Here is a 15,601-nt window from a genome sequence, read left to right as displayed (position 1 = left end):
CGTGCGGGCGCTGCCCGCACAGGTTCACCAGGCCGGCGCTGGCGCCGGCGGCGGTGTCGGAATCCAGCTGCCATTGGCCAGCCAGACCACCGCCAGGGCTACCAGCAGCGCCACCACGAACGCCAGCACACCGCCGCCACGCGGCGCCTTGACCGGCGCATCCACCTCGACCTGGCCATGGATCATCGGACCGACCAGACGCTTGCCGCGCAGCCGGTAGGCGATGATAGCCAGGATATGCAGGCCGACCAGCAGATACAGCCACAGCTCGGTTTGCCGGTGCCAACTGCTCAGGGTATTGACGGTACTGGAGGAAACCGCGCGGCTCAGCGGGCCGCTGAAGGCGATCTCGTCACTGGTGAACAAACCACTGACCGCCTGAACGGCGAACAGCCCGAGCAGTGCATACACCGACAGGGCGCCGAGCGGATTGTGTCCCGGTCCCTGCCACTGGCCACGGCAGTAACGCGCAATGGCGCCGGGTCCGGGGAAGAAGCTGGCGAAGCGCGAATGAGTCGAGCCGAGCACACCCCAGGCCAGGCGGAAGGCGATCAGGCCGAGCACCGCCAGGCCGAAGCGGCCATGCCAGTCGATCCAGCTGGCACCCAGGTTGATGGTCAGCAGGGCGCCGGCGACGCACAGTACCAGCAACCAGTGAAATAGCCGCAAGGGCAGATCCCAGACTGTAATCCGCACGGCAACAGCACTCCTCTTGGTAATGGGCGGACAAGGCTAACGCCGGGGTGCATGACCGGGCAAGGGGCTGAAAGTCGCAGTTACAAAGGCCCGGGCGCGGGCGGTTAGCGCTCAGGGCGCCTGACACAGCGGCTGATGGCGCTGCCACAGGCGGAACAGCGGCTCGGCGAGGAACATCACCAGAAACAGCCGCGCCACCTGCAGTGCGGTGACCAGCGCCACCGACAGCTGCAGCGCCTCGGCGGTCAGGCACAGTTCGGTGATGCCGCCGGGCATCATGCCCAGCATCAACCCGGCCACCTCCAGCTGGGTAGTCTGGCCAAGCAGCCAGGCCGCGCCGGCGGCGACCAGCATGGCGGCCAGGGTGGACAGCAGCACGCGCAGCAGAAATGCCGGTGCGCTGCGAAAGAAGCTGCGGTCGAAATGACAACCCAGGGCACTGCCGATCAGCCATTGGCCGATGGCACTGGCAGCCGGTGGCAGGGCCACTTCCAGATCGAACAGGACACTGGCGCTGGCACAACACAGCAGTGGGCCGAGCATCCACGGGTTGGGCTGGCCCAGGCGGCGCCACAGCAGTGCCGCCAGCAGCCCCAGCGGCATCAACAGCAGCAGCCAGTTCCAGTCGCTGGCCGCCGCCGGGGCCGGGGTGGCCGGCAGGCTCCAGGTGAAGATCGCCGGGATGGTCAATACCACCAGCAGTACCCGCAGACTGTGGGCGGCAGCCACCCGCGCCGGGTTGGCACCGTGGCGCAGACCGAAGCTCACCATCTCGCTGGCGCCGCCGGGCATGCTGGCGAAGAAGGCGGTGGGCCGGTCCACGCCATGGCGGCGCAGCAGTGCGATGCCCGGCAGGCTGAGCAGGCAGGTGAACAGCGCACCGAGCAGGATCAACCACAGGTGCCCGAGCATCTGCTCGAACACCGGGGCGGTGAAATGCAGGCCGATGGCGCTGGCGACCAGCCACTGGCCGGCCCGGCGGCCGCCGGGCAACTCACTGATCAGCCAACCGCTGCAGCGCACCAGGATGACCGCCAGCAGCGAGCCGGTTATCCATGGCAGGGGCATTTGGAGCAGACTGGCCAGCCATCCACCAAGCAGCCCCGCGAGCGGGGCTGCCAGGTACTTCAGCGCACTGCCGTCAGGCATCAGGCAGCATGGTCGCGGTACGCTTGCGGGCGCGCCAGGCACGCCAGAACGGCAGCGCCACGATGAAGGCCACCAGTGCCCACAGGGTCATGCTGATCGGGCTGGCCCAGAGCACGCCAAGATCGCCGTTGGAGATCGACAGCGCGCGGCGCAGGTTGCTTTCCATCAATCCGCCGAGGATGAAGCCCAGCAGCACGCCGGACAGCGGGAAGTCGAGCTTGCGCAGGATATAGCCGAACACGCCGATGCCGATCATCAGGAACAGATCGAAGGTGGTGGCATGTACCGCGTACACGCCGATCGAGGTGATGATGGCGATGGCCGGTACCAGGGTCCAGTTCGGTACTTCCAGGACACGGGTGAACACCTTGATCATCGGCACGTTCATCACGATCAGGATGACGTTGGCGATGAACAGCGAGGCGATCAGGCCCCACACCAGGTCCGGCTGGTTCTGGAACAGCAGCGGGCCGGGGGTGATGTTGTACAGGGTCAAGGCGCCCATCATCACCGCGGTGGTCCCGGAGCCGGGCACGCCCAAGGTCAGCATCGGCACCATGGAGCCGCAGGCCGAGGCGCTGTTGGCGGTTTCCGGGGCGGCCAGGCCGCGCAGGTCGCCGTTGCCGAAGCGGTTGTCCTTGCTGGCCAGGCGCTTCTCGGTCATGTAGGCCATGGCGCTGGCCAGGGTCGCGCCGGCGCCCGGCAGGATACCGAAGGTGAAGCCGAGCACGCCGCTGCGCAGGTTGGTGGCGAACACCGAGGCGCCTTCCTTCATGTTGAACAGCATGCGCCCGCTGGCCTTGATCGCCTTCTGGCCGTGGTGGGTGCGTTCCAGCAGGGTGAGGATCTCGCTGATGCTGAACAGCCCCAGTACCAGCACCACGAACTGGATGCCGTCGGACAGGCCGAGGCTGCCGAAGGTGAAGCGGTATACGCCGCTGTTGGCATCGATACCCACGCACGACAGCATCAGGCCGATCAGCACCGCCACCGCGGTCTTCACCGGCTTGTCGCCGGCCATGCCGGCCAGGCAGGCGGTGGCGAACACCATCAGCATGAAGTATTCGGCTGGGCCGAAGGATACCGCCCAGGTGGCCAGCAGCGGAGCGAAGATCACCACCCCGACGGTGGCGATGAAACCGCCGATGAACGAACTCCAGGCGGAGATCGACAGAGCGATACCGGCCTTGCCCTGGCGTGCCAGCGGATAGCCGTCGAGGGTGGTCATCACCGCTGAGGCTTCACCGGGGATATTCAGCAGGATCGAGGAAATCCGTCCACCGTACTCGCAGCCCAGGTACACGGCGGCCAGCAGGATCAGCGCGGTTTCCGGTGGCAGGCCGAGGGCGAAGGCCACCGGGATCAGCAGCGCCACGCCGTTGATCGGGCCCAGCCCCGGCAGCAGGCCGACGATGGTGCCGATGGTGGTGCCGGCCAGCGCGGTCAGCAGGTTGTTCGGGCTCAGGGCGACGCCGAAGCCCTGGCCGAGATATTGAAGTGTATCCATATCAGTTCTCCAGGGCGGCCAGCACGCCGAGCGGCAGCGGCACATCCAGAATGCGATCGAAGAGGAAATACAGGCCGATGCCCAGTACCAGCGCCACCACCACCGCCTGCAGGTTGCGACCACCGAACAGGCGGCACATACCATAGGCGAAGGCGATGCTGCTGAGAACGAAGCCCAGGCGCTCGAACAGCGCCGCCAGCGCCAACAGCAGCGCCAGGCACAGCAGCAGCTTGGGAATCATGATCGGCGGCAGCGGTGGCTCCGCGGAGTCGCCGCCCTCCAGGGCCGGTTTGACGAACAGCAGCAGCGCGCCGGCGGCAATCAGTCCGAGCAGCAGCAGCGGATAGGCCCGCGGCCCGACCGGCTCATAGGAAAAGGGTGCTTCCAGGCCCCAGGCCATCCAGCCGAGGACAGCACAGACCACCAGCAGAAAGCCGGTAAACAGACGTTGATACATAAGGGAATCCTCGCGCAGGCGGGCCGGCAGGACGCCAGCCCGCACCAAGCTGTCAGCGGGTCAGGCCAAACTCGGCAGCCAGTGCCTTGTAGGTGCTGACCTGCTCTTTCACATAGGCGTCCAGCTCATCACCGCTCATGGCGAAGGGATACAGCTCGCGGCTTTTGCGCAACTCGGCGAATTCCTCCGACGCCATCATCTGGTCGAAGGCATCCTTCCACCAGGCGAACTTTTCATCGCTGACCTTCGGTCCCATGTAGAAGCCACGTACCACCGGCCAGATGACGTCATAGCCCTGCTCTCTGGCGGTGGGAATCTGCTCGCTGAACTCACCCGGCAGGCGCTGCTCGGACATCACCGCCAGCAGGCGGATGTCGCCGCTTTCGATATGCGGCATGGAGTCGGAGATGTCGGTACTGGCCACGTGGATGTGCCCGCCGAGCAGCGAGGTCACCAGTTCGCCACCGCCTTCCATGGCCACGTAGCGCAGCTTGCGCGGATCGACGCCGGCGGCGCGGGCGATCATTGCGGTCTGCATCCAGTCCTGGCTGCCGACGGTACCGCCGGAACCGATCACCACCTTGCCCGGGTCGGCCTTGAGCGCCGCAGCCAGGTCATCCAGGGTCTTGAACTCCGAGTCGGCGCGTACGGCGATGGCGCCGTAGCTGGTGCCGAAGGCCGCCAGCCATTTCACCGCGGTCTCGTCGTAGCGGCCGAACTTGCCCTGCGCCAGGTTCAGCAGCGAGCCGCTGGAAAACGCAGTGATGGTGCCTTCCTCGGCGGCGCGCTGGGCGACCACCGCGTTGTAGGCCACGGCGCCGATACCGCCGGGCATGTAGGTGACGCGCATGGGTTTGCTGATGTACTTGCCGTCCAGCAGCGCGCTCTGCGCCAGCTTGCAGGTCAGGTCGAATCCACCACCGGGCGAGGCCGGAGCGATGCATTCCGGACGGCGTGGCTCATCGGCCAGGGCGGGGGCCGCCAGACCCAGGCAGGCCACGGCGAGCAGTACTGTGCGCAGAGTTGTTTTCATGTCGCAGTTCCTCTTCGGAGGTTATCAGAATAGCAATCAGGCTTGGTTAGCGGAGCGCCAGCGTATAGCTGACGATCAGCCGGTTCTCATCCAGGTCGCGGGCATGGCTGGAGCGGTAGGTTGCATTGCGCCAGCGCAGCCCGACATTTTTCAGCGCACCGCTCTGCACCACGTATTGCAGCTCGATGTTGCGCTCCCAGTCCTTGCCCTGCCCGCCAGCGGCGAGCTCGGCCTGGTCACCGCTGGTATAGCGGGTCATGAACGTCAGGCCGGGAATGTCCAGCCGGGCGAAGTCATAGTCGTAACGCAGCTGCCAGGAACGCTGGCCGGCTTCGGCGAAATCATTGACCTGCACGAAGTTGACCAGGTTGGGGTTGCTGCCCTCGATGTAGGGGAAGGCATTGTCCCCGCGCATCTTCTGCAACGACAGGGCCAGCTTGTGCCCCGCCTGGCTGTAGCCCAGCACGCCCTGCCAGGCCTGGTTGTCGATGCTGCCGGCGCGGGCGGCGCCCTGCTCATCGGACACGGCCACGCGCAGTTCGGCACGCAGGCTGCCGGCGCCCAGGGGCTGACGGTAGGTCAGGCCCATGACCTGTTGGCGGTAGATATCCTCCAGTTGTGCCAGGTGATAACTGCCCGCCAGGCCGGGAGTGAACTGGTAATCCGCCCCGGCCCATTGAAAATGATCAGCCGTCACGCCGGCGAAGCGGCGGTTCTTGCTGTTGAGTGCGATGTCCTCGGTATTCGAGGAGTCGCGCAATCGGGTTTTGGTCAATCGCCCCAGCGACAGACCCAGATTCTCCACCTCGCCGACCTCCAGCATGCCGCCCTCGAAGGTCTGCGGCAGGATGCGGCTGTTGTTCGGCCGCAGAGTCGGCAGCGACGGCATCAGGTGGCCGACCCGCAGCTGCGACTGCGATGCGCGCAGCTTGGCGGTCAGCCCCAGCTTGCCGTACTCATCGGCTGCGCGGCCGTCATCATGCGTCGGCAGCAGGCCGGTGCCGGTGCGATCCGGGCTGGAGTCCAGCTTGATGCCCAGCAGTCCCTGGGCATCCAGGCCGAAGCCGACCGGGCCGCGGGTATAACCGGACTGCAGGTTGAGCAGAAAGCCCTGGGCCCATTCGTCACGCTTGGACTGGCCGGTGCCCTCGCGAAAGTCGCGGTTGTAGTAGATGTTGCGCATCTCCAGGCTGGCCGTGCTGCCGGCCAGGAAGCCGTCGTCGGACTGGGCCTGCACCATGGGCTGGCCCAGCAGCAGGGCCAGTGGCGCTGCGCGCAATAACAGGGGTGTGCAACTAACTGCCATCAGCTTCTCCATTATTTTTGTTGTACGGAGCGCTGTGCGCTCTCTCTGAATCGGGTGATATTCGGTGTAAGGTTCCGCAGCCTAATGTGGAAACCTTTCATCAACCTGTCATCGAAACTTGCCACTGCTGGAGCGCGACTGGCGGTGTAAACTCGGTTAAACGATCTTAGGAGGAACGGGCCGGTGCGTATTCTGCTGGTGGAAGACGATCCGGAGCTGGCTGACAGCCTGACCCGCGCGCTCAAGGCGGGCGGTTTGACGGTGGACACGCTGCACGACGGTGTGGCTGCCGACCTGGCGTTGCGCAGTGAGGACTATGCCCTGGCCATTCTCGATGTCGGCCTGCCACGCATGGACGGCTTCGAGGTGTTGCGCCAGTTGCGCGAGCGGCGCCAGACCCTGGCGGTGCTGATCCTCACCGCGCGGGGTGAGGTCAGCGACCGGGTGCGCGGGCTCAACCTGGGCGCCGATGACTACCTGGCCAAACCCTTCGAACTCAGCGAACTGGAGGCGCGGGTCAATGCCCTGCTGCGCCGCAGCCTGATGGGGGGCGAGCGCCAGCAGCGTTGCGGGCCGCTGGTCTATGACCTGACCGACCGCCGCTTCAGCCTGGGCGATGCGCCCCTGCAGTTACCCTCGCGCGAACATGCGGTACTGGAAAACCTGATCAGCCGGCCGGGACGCTTGCTGAACAAGGAACAGCTGGCCAGCAAGGTGTTCGGCCTGGACCAGGACGCCAGTCCCGAGGCCATCGAGATCTACATTTCCCGCCTGCGGCGCAAGCTCGAGGGCAGCGGCGTGCGCATCGTCACCTTCCGCGGCCTGGGCTATCTGCTGGAAGTCAGCGAATGAGTCGCCGGCGCAGCGCCGGCAGCCTGCGCCGGCGGCTGATGGTGCGGCTGGCGCTGATGCTCAGCCTGCTGCTGGTATTGGCGGCGATCAGCGCCTACTGGAACGCGCGCAACGCCGCCGATACCGCCTACGACCGTTCGCTGCTGTCCTCGGCGCGGAGCATCGCCGAGCGCCTGTTCGACGCCGAGGGCAGGTTATCGGTGGAGGTGCCCTATATCGCCCTGGACAACTTCGCCTACGACATCACCGGCCGCCTGTACTACCAGGTGCTGGATCGGCAAGGGCTGTCCGTTTCCGGCTACGAGGACCTGCCGGCGCCACCGCAGGGCACCCCCATGACCAGTGACTATCCGGCGCTGGCGCGCTTCTACGACGGCCATTACCGCGGCGCGCAGGTGCGTCTGGTCAGCCTGCTGCAGCCAGTGCGCATCGGTGACGAGCATGGCATGGCGGAGATCCGCGTGGCGGAAACGCTGAACGCCCGCGAAGGCATGGCGCGCAGCCTGCTGCATCGCTCGCTGATCAACCTGGGCGTGCTCAGTATCAGCGCCCTGCTGCTGGTCTGGCTGACGGTGAACGCCGCGCTGGGGCCGTTGCGCCGGGTCAAGGAAGAGGTGGCCGGGCGCCGCAGCGATGACCTGAGCCCGATCAGTACCGAAGGGCTGCAACGGGAGATCAGCCCGCTGGTGGATGCCATCAACCATTTCACCAGTCAGCTCAAGGACAACTTCGAGCGCCAGCGTGACTTTATCGCCGAGGCCTCGCATGAGCTGCGCACGCCGCTGTCGGCGCTGAAGGCGCGCATCGAATTCGGCCTACGCTCCACTCGCCCCGAGCAATGGCACCAGGCGCTGAAGGATGCCGAACGGAGCACCGACCGCACCATCGCCCTGGCCAACCGGCTGTTGTCCATGGCGCGCATCGAGCGCGGGGCCAGGGCGGTAGCCGATGGTAGCGCCGAACGTATCGCCATGCAGCCGCTGGTGCAGGAGGTGGCGATGGCCATGGTACCGCTGGCCTATGATCGCGGCGTGGAACTGGCGCTGGAGGTATCGCAGCCCTTCACCGTCTGGGGCGAGCCGACCCTGCTGCAGGAGCTGCTCGGTAACCTGATCGACAATGCGCTGGCACATACACCAGTTGGCGGCCAGGTAATTCTGCGCTTGGCCGCAGGTCGTTTTCTGGAAGTCGAGGATACCGGGCCTGGTATCCCCGAGGCCGAGCGTACCAGGGTCTTCGAGCGATTCTATCGGCACGGTGGCGAAGGCAGCGGCTTGGGTTTGTCGATTGTCGGGGAGATCTGTCGAGCCCATCGGGCCAATATCAGTCTTGAGCAAGGCAGGTTGGGTGGGCTGCTGGTGCGGGTGCGTTTCCCCAGCGAACCGGGGAGATGAGAAAAACCGGCCGCTGTTGCCAGTGGCCGGTTGGGAGGGTGCGTTGCCGGTCAGGCTGGCAGATGCAGGCGTGCCTCCCCGCGCAGTTTGACCACATCGGCACGTGGTGGCGCACCGAACATGCGGCTGTATTCCCGGCTGAAATGCGAGGGACTTTCATAGCCGACCCGGTAGCTGGCGGTAGCGGCTTCCAGGCCCTCGCTGAGCATCAATCTGCGCGCCTCATGCAGGCGCAGCTTCTTCTGAAACTGTACCGGCGACATGCAGGTGACCTGCTTGAAGCTGTGATACAGGGCCGATTCGCTCATGTTGACGTTTTCCGCCAACTCGCGCACCCGCAGCGGTTCGGCGAAGCGGGTCTTGAGCACCGCAATCACCCGGGAGATGCGGTGTGAATGACTGTCGGCGGAGACGAACTCGCGCATGCGCGGGCCCATCTCGCCCACCAGCGCGCGGTAAATGATCTCGCGCTGGATCAATGGTGCCAGCACCCGGGCGTCGGTTGGCGAGTCGAGCAACTGAACCAGGCGGGTCATCGCATCAAGGATGCCCAGGTCCACCTGGGCGACACACAGACCGCAGGCGGAATAGGGGCAGTCAGTCTGTTCCCTGGCCACCTCGGCATCGTCCAGTTGCAGCACCAGATCAGCCACCTCCGCCGGATCGATACTGATCTTCACCGCCAGGTAGGGGTGTTCTGCCGAGGCGTCTATCACGCGGCCATTGACCGGCAGATCGACGCTGGAAACCATATAGCTGAGTGCCCCATAGACGATCTCGCGATCACCCAGCTGGACCGTCTTTCGGCCCTGGGCAATAACGCACAGCGACGGTTCATACACGCTGGATACGCAGCCGGAGGGGGCATCGATGCGAAACAGCTCCAGCCCTGGAATGCTGGTTTTGTGGATGCCCTGCGTGGTGACTCTGGTTGAGACCAGATCGGCCAGTTGCCGGCACATGGGTTCGGCTGGCGGCTCTGACGGGGCAACTGCAGGGGTTGAGTAGGCGGCGGTGTTCATACGGACCTCCAAGGGCTGCACGCAGTATATACAGGATCAGGTAAGGCATAAGCCCTCCAGCTGCGTTTTGCAGGAATAGGCAATGATCCAGTAGGATCGCTCAAACCTGCATTGATCGTGACCTGCAGAGACGCTGAAATTTTTCCTGGGCGCACTGTTCCAGCCATGACTATGCATGCTGATAAATCGGGAAAAATAGGATCAGGCAATCATGCGCCAGTAACGCGCTATCTGCTGCAAGGCAACTGATCGTATCGTTCATCGCTACCAAGGCCCTGTGCCTGCTGTGACTGACCAGTGATCCCTGAGGGGAAGCGAGAACGATTATGCAAGCAATAACCTACAACCAAGCCAGAGTGGCCTTGCTCGGTGCAGCCCTGCTGATGGGGCTGGCCGGCTGCGATGCCCGGGGCCAGAGCCAGGATAGTACAACGCCGCCACCGCCTGCAGTCGAGGTGGCCGAGGTCAAGGCCGAGCAGGTGACGCTGTGGGGCGCTTTCAGTGGCCGGGTCGAGGCGCCCCAGCGGGTAGAGCTGCGGCCGCGGGTCAGCGGCTACATCGACCAGGTGGCGTTCAAGGAGGGTGAATTAGTTGACCAGGGTGACGTGCTCTTCACTATAGACCCGCGGCCATATCAGGCCCGTGAGCAATTGGCGCAGGCCGAACTGGCCCGCATGCGCAGCCAGTTGACCCTGGCGCGCAGCGAGGCAACCCGCTCGGAGCAGTTGTGGGAGCGGCGGGCGATTTCCCGGGAGGAGTTCGAGCAGCGCAATGCCGCCCGAAGCATGGCCCAGGCGGCGGTCAACGCCGCGGCTGCGGCGCTGCAGAGTGCGCAGCTGGATCTGGAATATACCCAGGTCAGGGCTCCCGTCAGCGGTCGCATCGGCCGTGCCCAGGTGACCCGCGGCAATCTTGCCACGGCCGACACAACGTTGCTGGCAACCCTGGTATCGGTCGACCCGCTGTATGTGTATTTCGAAAGTGATCAGCAGACTGTGCAGGATAACCCCCATGGCCCGTCGGTGCCGGTACGGATCGGGCTGGCGAGCGGGCAGGACTTTCCCTATGAGGGGCAGTTGGATTTCGTCGATAACCAGTACAACAGCCGTACCGGTACCTTGCAATACCGCGCCGAGGTGGCCAATCCCGACGGCGCCTTGCGCCCCGGTCAATTCGCCCGGGTGGAGATGCCGGTAGCTGCTGCTGCGGCAGCCCTGCTGGTCGATCAGAAAGCCGTGATGACCGACCAGGATCGCCGTTACGTCTATGTGCTCAACGACGATAACCGTGCCGAGCGGCGCATCGTCAAGACCGGTCGGCGGGTGGACGGCCTGCTGGTGATTACCGCAGGTCTGGCCGCCGGTGACCGGGTTGTGGTCAGCGGTCTGCAGAAAATTGCCAGCCCGGGTATCGAAGTGGCACCGCAGTGGGTGCAGATGCGCCGCGCCCCGGCACCGGTGGTTGCCCTGGCCCGCTGAGGCGCTGGCGCTCCTACTTACTACCTTTCCAGCCCCATTGAATACGGGCGCGTCTTGCAGACGCGCTCCGGGAGGCCTTTGCCGTGAATTTCTCGCGCTTCTTCGTAGACAGACCGATTTTTGCCTCGGTGCTGTCGATCATTATCTTCGTCGTCGGGCTGATCAGCATTCCGCTGCTGCCGGTGAGCGAGCATCCCGAGGTGGTGCCGCCCAGTGTGCTGGTCAATGCCAGTTATCCGGGGGCCAATCCCAGGACCATTTCCGAAACCGTGGCCACACCACTGGAAGAGGCCATCAACGGCGTCGAGAACATGATCTACATGAAGTCGGTGGCAGGCAGCGATGGCAGTCTGGCGCTGACGGTGACCTTTGCGCTGGGCACCGACCCCGACCAGGCCCAGGTGCAGGTACAGAACCGGGTATCCCAGGCGTTGCCGCGGTTGCCGGAAGATGTGCGCCAGCTCGGCGTGACCACCCAGAAACAGTCGCCCAACCTGATGATGGCGGTGCACCTGACCTCACCGGACGACAGCCTGGACGCGACCTATATACGCAACTATGCGGTGCTGCACATTCGCGATGAACTGGCGCGCATCCCCGGCGTCGGGGAGGCAGGTCTGTTTGGCGCTGGTGACTATGCGATGCGCCTGTGGATAGACCCGCAACGTGCGGCGTCGCTGGGGGTGACCGCTGGTGACATCAGCGCCGCGGTGCGCGAACAGAACATCCAGGTCTCGGCCGGGCAGATAGGTGCGCCGCCGATGCCGGATGGCTCCGATATGCTGATTCCGATCAATGCCAGGGGGCGGCTGGAAACGGTTGAAGAGTTCGGCAACATCGTGCTGAAGACCGGAGAACAGGGTGAAGTGATGCTGCTCAAGGATGTGGCACGCATCGAGCTGGCCGCGTCGCAGGATGCGTTGCGGGCGCTGCTCAATGGGCGCCAGGCGGTAGCCCTGCCGATCTTCCAGGCGCCCGGTTCCAATGCCCTTGAGGTGTCGGCAGCGATACGCGACAAGATGGCCGAGCTGCAGGCGGACTTCCCCGAGGGCTTGAACTGGGAAATCGCCTACGACCCGACGGTGTTCGTCAGCACCTCGATCAAGGCGGTGATCATGACGCTGCTTGAGGCGGTTGCCCTGGTGGTGCTGGTGGTGATCCTGTTCCTGCAGACCTGGCGCGCCTCGCTGATTCCGCTGCTGGCAGTGCCGGTGTCGATCGTCGGCACCTTTGCGGTGCTGTTGCTGATGGGTTTTTCGATCAATACGCTGACCCTGTTCGCCATGGTGCTGGCCATCGGCATCGTGGTGGACGATGCCATCGTGGTGGTGGAAAACGTCGAGCGCAATATCGAACAGGGTCTGGCGCCGCTGGCCGCGGCGCACCAGGCGATGCGGGAAGTGAGCGGGCCTATCGTCGCCATCAGCTTGGTGCTCTGCGCGGTATTTGTGCCCATGGCATTTCTGGATGGCATCACCGGCGAGTTCTACCGTCAGTTCGCGATGACCATTGCCATCGCCACGGTGATCTCGGCGATCAATTCGCTGACCCTGTCGCCGGCGCTGGCGGCGAACCTGCTCAAACCCCACGGTGCGGCGCCGGATCTGCCCGCGCGCATCATCAATCGCCTGTTCGGCTGGATCTTCCGCCCGTTCAACCGTTTCTTCCTGCGCAATGCCCAGCGTTACGAGTGGCTGGTGGGCCGCAGTCTGAGCCGCCGGGGGCTGGTGTTCGGGCTGTATGTGCTGCTGCTGGGCGGCACCGCCTTGATGTTCAATCAGGTGCCTGGCGGCTTTATTCCGACCCAGGACAAGACCTACCTGATCGGCAGTATTCGCCTGCCCGAAGGCGCCTCGCTGGACCGTACCGAAGCGGTTGCGCGGCGGGTCAGTGAGCTGGCGCTGGAAACCGAGGGCGTTGCCGACGCGCTGGCCTTTGTCGGCTTCAACGCGCTGCAGGGCACCAACACGCCGAATGTAGGTACGGTGTTCATGGTGTTCGACGACTTTGCGGATCGCGACCGCACCGCCCAGGCGATCTCCGATGACATCAACGCCAAGCTGGGCGGCATCAATGAAGGCTTCGCCATTACCTTCATGCCGCCACCGGTGTTCGGGTTGGGTGCGGGCTCGGGTTACTCACTGTATGTACAGGATCGTCGCGGCGCCGGTTATGGTGAACTGCAAACCGCCACCGATGCGCTGACCCTGGCACTGAGTGAAACACCTGGCATGTTCTACCCGTTCAGTTCCTATCAGGCCAACGTGCCGCAACTGGATGCCGAGGTGGACCGCATGCAGGCCAAGGCGCAGGGCGTCAGCCTGCAGGACCTGTTCGGCAGCCTGCAGCTGTACTTTGGCTCGCAGTACATCAACGACTTCAATCTGTTTGGTCGCACCTACCGGGTCATGGCCCAGGCCGATGCCGAATTTCGCAATGATCCCAGCGACATCGATCATCTTTATACACGCAACGCGAATAACCAGATGGTGCCGCTCAATACCATGGTCACGCTGCGCGAAAGCTTCGGCCCGGACCCGGTGATCCGGTACAACGGCTATCCGGCTGCGGATCTGATCGGTCAGTCCGACCCGGCCATGCTGTCCTCCGCCCAGACCCTGGCGGCGGTGATTCAGGTCGCTGACCAGGTGTTGCCGGCGGGCATGACATTGGAGTGGACCGACCTGAGCTTTCAGCAGGTGACCCAGGGCAATGCGGCAATGGTCGTCTTCCCACTGGCATTGCTGCTGGTGTTCCTGGTGCTCGCCGCCCTGTATGAAAGTTGGGTCATGCCGCTGGCGGTGATTCTGATCGTGCCGATGTGTCTGCTCGCGGCGTTGTTCGGTGTCTGGATGGCGGGTGGCGACAACAATATTTTCGTTCAGGTCGGACTGGTGGTGCTGATGGGGCTGGCGTGCAAGAACGCGATCCTGATTGTCGAGTTCGCTCGCGAACTCGAGATCCAGGGACGTGACACCGTCAGTGCCGCGCTGGAAGCCAGCCGTCTACGCCTGCGCCCGATCATCATGACCTCGGTGGCCTTCATTGCCGGTGTGGTGCCGCTGGTGGTGGCCTCTGGAGCCGGGGCGGAGGTGCGTAACGCCATGGGCATCACGGTCTTTACCGGGATGATCGGCGTGACCCTGTTCGGCTTGTTGCTGACGCCGGTATTTTACGTGGCCTTGAGAACCCTGGCCAAACGGGGCGAACACCCCTCAGGAGAGTCGGATGAATAAGCTCGCAAGCATTCTGTCAATTGCTGTGCTGTTGAGCGCCTGTGCGGTGGGACCCGACTACCAGCCCCCCGCATCACCGCAACTGGATCATTTTACCCATGACCAGGCAGCCGCGACGGCTGGGGACAGCCCAGCGCCGGACAATGAGCAGTTGTTCTGGCAGGGATTTGCAGACCCGCTGCTGGCGCGCTTGATCGAGCAGACGATGGCGGAGAATCACAGCCTGCAGGCGGCCCTGGCCCGCTATCAGGAAGCCGAGGCGCTGTTGCGCGGCACCCGGCGTGAGCAGTTGCCGAGCGTGACCGCCGGCGCTGGGGTATCTGGACAGCGGCTGGCGGAAGTGGAGCGCAGTCAGCCGGACCAAGAGCGGCTGGAGCTGTATCAGGCCGGTGTGATGCTCAGCTGGGAGCTGGATTTGTTCGGCCGCTTGCGGCGCGCCACCGAAGCCAGTGAAGCCGAGCTGCAGGCCGCGGGCGCGGATCGGCAGGCATTGCAGGTGGCACTGGCTGGCCAGCTGGCCGCCAGCTACTTCGAGTTGCGAGGCCTGCAACAGCAGCTGCGCGTGGCCGAGGAAAACATCAGCCTGCAGCAGGCCTCGCTGGATATCGTCAGCGCGCGCCTGGAGGTCGGGCGCGGCACGCTGTTTGATCAGGTGCGTGCACGTGCACAACTGGATGCCACCCGGGCAATCATTCCTCAACTGAACGCCGATATCGGCGCAGCCATGCACCGGATCGGTGTATTGACCGGCCAGGCGCCCACCACGCTGGTCTCGCTGCTGACAGTGCCGGCGGCCCTGCCGGAACGTACCCCGGCGATTGCGGCGGGCAGCCCCGGCGAGGTACTGCGCCGGCGACCGGATATCCAGGCCGCCGAACGGCGGCTGGCGGCGGCCAGCGCGCGTATCGGTGTCGCCAGCGCCGACCTGTTCCCGCGTTTCACGCTGGGCGCACTGCTCGGCTCGCTGGCCGGCAATGGCTCGGACCTGTTCAGCGCCGGGGCGCGGAGCGGGCGGGTAGCGCTGGGCATTGACTGGAGCTTCCTCGACCGGGCGCAGGTGCGGGTCCGTATTGATGCCGCGGATGCGCAGTCCGCCGGATTGCTGGCCGACTATCGGCAGACGGTCCTGCTGGCGCTGGAAGAAACCGAGACCTGGCTGCTGCGCTACCAGCAGTCGCATCAACGGGTGGCACTGCTGCAGGACGCTACCGAGGCCGCCACCCAGGCAGTGGAGCAGGCGCGTGATCGATATGAGCAGGGCTTTATCGGTTATTTCGAGCTGCTCGCTGCGGAGCAGGAGTTGACGGCCATGCGCGACCGCCTGGTGCAGAGCCGGACCGACATGGCCCTGGCGATGGTCAATGTCTATCGTTCGCTGGCGGGGGCGCCTGCGGCGGGTTAGGTGGCTGCAAAAGCCGGGCCGCGGATGCGCAAAGACCGCTTCCCAGCGGGAGCGGTCTTTGAGTTTTGC

General features: G+C 64.8%; 12 protein-coding genes. 5 read left to right on the top strand and 7 right to left on the bottom strand.

What is annotated here, in order from left to right; translation table 11 throughout:
- Positions 1–24: 24 nt before the first annotated feature.
- From H6X51_RS01820 to H6X51_RS01795, 6 genes are all read right to left on the bottom strand, one after another.
- Positions 25–696, bottom strand: a complete 672-nt coding sequence (locus tag H6X51_RS01820; protein ID WP_185265815.1) for a cytochrome b/b6 domain-containing protein — start codon at positions 694–696, stop codon at positions 25–27.
- A 111-nt stretch (positions 697–807) separates the two neighbouring features.
- Entirely contained in the window at positions 808–1,845 is a 1,038-nt protein-coding gene (locus H6X51_RS01815; RefSeq protein WP_185265814.1) for an AbrB family transcriptional regulator, read from the bottom strand.
- Positions 1,838–3,352, bottom strand: a complete 1,515-nt coding sequence (locus H6X51_RS01810; protein ID WP_185265813.1) for a tripartite tricarboxylate transporter permease — start codon at positions 3,350–3,352, stop codon at positions 1,838–1,840. Before H6X51_RS01810 ends, H6X51_RS01815 begins: the two co-directional genes overlap by 8 nt.
- 1 nt (position 3,353) lies before the next feature.
- Positions 3,354–3,809: a tripartite tricarboxylate transporter TctB family protein gene (locus tag H6X51_RS01805; protein WP_185265812.1), complete on the bottom strand. Its 456-nt coding sequence runs from the start codon at positions 3,807–3,809 to the stop codon at positions 3,354–3,356.
- Between the two features lie 52 nt (positions 3,810–3,861).
- Positions 3,862–4,842: a Bug family tripartite tricarboxylate transporter substrate binding protein gene (locus H6X51_RS01800; protein WP_185265811.1), complete on the bottom strand. Its 981-nt coding sequence runs from the start codon at positions 4,840–4,842 to the stop codon at positions 3,862–3,864.
- 46 nt (positions 4,843–4,888) lie between these two features.
- Positions 4,889–6,082 (bottom strand): OprD family porin, encoded by a 1,194-nt coding sequence (locus H6X51_RS01795; RefSeq protein WP_235991208.1) that lies wholly within the window; start codon positions 6,080–6,082, stop codon positions 4,889–4,891.
- Positions 6,083–6,331: 249 nt separating this feature from the next.
- On the opposite strand from H6X51_RS01795, the gene H6X51_RS01790 reads away from it, so the two are divergent.
- Both H6X51_RS01790 and H6X51_RS01785 read left to right on the top strand, forming a co-directional pair.
- Positions 6,332–7,000 (top strand): response regulator, encoded by a 669-nt coding sequence (locus tag H6X51_RS01790; protein ID WP_185265809.1) that lies wholly within the window; start codon positions 6,332–6,334, stop codon positions 6,998–7,000.
- Positions 6,997–8,394 (top strand): sensor histidine kinase, encoded by a 1,398-nt coding sequence (locus H6X51_RS01785; protein WP_185265808.1) that lies wholly within the window; start codon positions 6,997–6,999, stop codon positions 8,392–8,394. The genes H6X51_RS01790 and H6X51_RS01785 overlap by 4 nt, the downstream gene beginning before the upstream one ends.
- A gap of 50 nt (positions 8,395–8,444) precedes the next feature.
- Here H6X51_RS01785 and H6X51_RS01780 read toward each other — a convergent pair whose 3' ends face one another.
- Positions 8,445–9,416 carry an AraC family transcriptional regulator gene (locus H6X51_RS01780; protein WP_185265807.1) on the bottom strand — a complete coding sequence of 324 codons (972 nt, stop codon included), beginning with the start codon at positions 9,414–9,416 and terminating at the stop codon, positions 8,445–8,447.
- Between the two features lie 326 nt (positions 9,417–9,742).
- Between H6X51_RS01780 and H6X51_RS01775 the strand changes: the two genes are divergently transcribed.
- From H6X51_RS01775 to H6X51_RS01765, 3 genes are all read left to right on the top strand, one after another.
- On the top strand, positions 9,743–10,894 hold the full coding sequence (locus H6X51_RS01775; RefSeq protein ID WP_185265806.1) for an efflux RND transporter periplasmic adaptor subunit: 1,152 nt from the start codon (positions 9,743–9,745) through the stop codon (positions 10,892–10,894).
- An 83-nt stretch (positions 10,895–10,977) separates the two neighbouring features.
- Positions 10,978–14,130 carry an efflux RND transporter permease subunit gene (locus H6X51_RS01770; RefSeq protein ID WP_185265805.1) on the top strand — a complete coding sequence of 1,051 codons (3,153 nt, stop codon included), beginning with the start codon at positions 10,978–10,980 and terminating at the stop codon, positions 14,128–14,130.
- The gene (locus tag H6X51_RS01765; RefSeq protein WP_185265804.1) at positions 14,123–15,532 is read left to right on the top strand and encodes an efflux transporter outer membrane subunit; all 1,410 of its coding nucleotides are present in this window, start codon (positions 14,123–14,125) and stop codon (positions 15,530–15,532) included. The genes H6X51_RS01770 and H6X51_RS01765 overlap by 8 nt, the downstream gene beginning before the upstream one ends.
- Positions 15,533–15,601: the final 69 nt, after the last annotated feature.

This window comes from Halopseudomonas xiamenensis (assembly GCF_014219065.1).
GTDB lineage: Bacteria > Pseudomonadota > Gammaproteobacteria > Pseudomonadales > Pseudomonadaceae > Halopseudomonas > Halopseudomonas xiamenensis.
This window is presented reverse-complemented; position numbering and strand designations above follow the sequence as displayed.

Bases quoted from the DNA above. Each gene is read 5' to 3' on its own strand.
- H6X51_RS01815 (WP_185265814.1), bottom strand. From the start codon at position 1,845: ATGCCTGACGGCAGTGCGCTGAAGTACCTGGCAGCCCCGCTCGCGGGG.
- H6X51_RS01765 (WP_185265804.1), top strand. From the start codon at position 14,123: ATGAATAAGCTCGCAAGCATTCTGTCAATTGCTGTGCTGTTGAGCGCC.
- H6X51_RS01775 (WP_185265806.1), top strand. From the start codon at position 9,743: ATGCAAGCAATAACCTACAACCAAGCCAGAGTGGCCTTGCTCGGTGCA.
- H6X51_RS01795 (WP_235991208.1), bottom strand. From the start codon at position 6,082: ATGGTGCAGGCCCAGTCCGACGACGGCTTCCTGGCCGGCAGCACGGCC.
- H6X51_RS01810 (WP_185265813.1), bottom strand. From the start codon at position 3,352: ATGGATACACTTCAATATCTCGGCCAGGGCTTCGGCGTCGCCCTGAGC.
- H6X51_RS01780 (WP_185265807.1), bottom strand. From the start codon at position 9,416: ATGAACACCGCCGCCTACTCAACCCCTGCAGTTGCCCCGTCAGAGCCG.
- H6X51_RS01805 (WP_185265812.1), bottom strand. From the start codon at position 3,809: ATGTATCAACGTCTGTTTACCGGCTTTCTGCTGGTGGTCTGTGCTGTC.
- H6X51_RS01785 (WP_185265808.1), top strand. From the start codon at position 6,997: ATGAGTCGCCGGCGCAGCGCCGGCAGCCTGCGCCGGCGGCTGATGGTG.
- H6X51_RS01800 (WP_185265811.1), bottom strand. From the start codon at position 4,842: ATGAAAACAACTCTGCGCACAGTACTGCTCGCCGTGGCCTGCCTGGGT.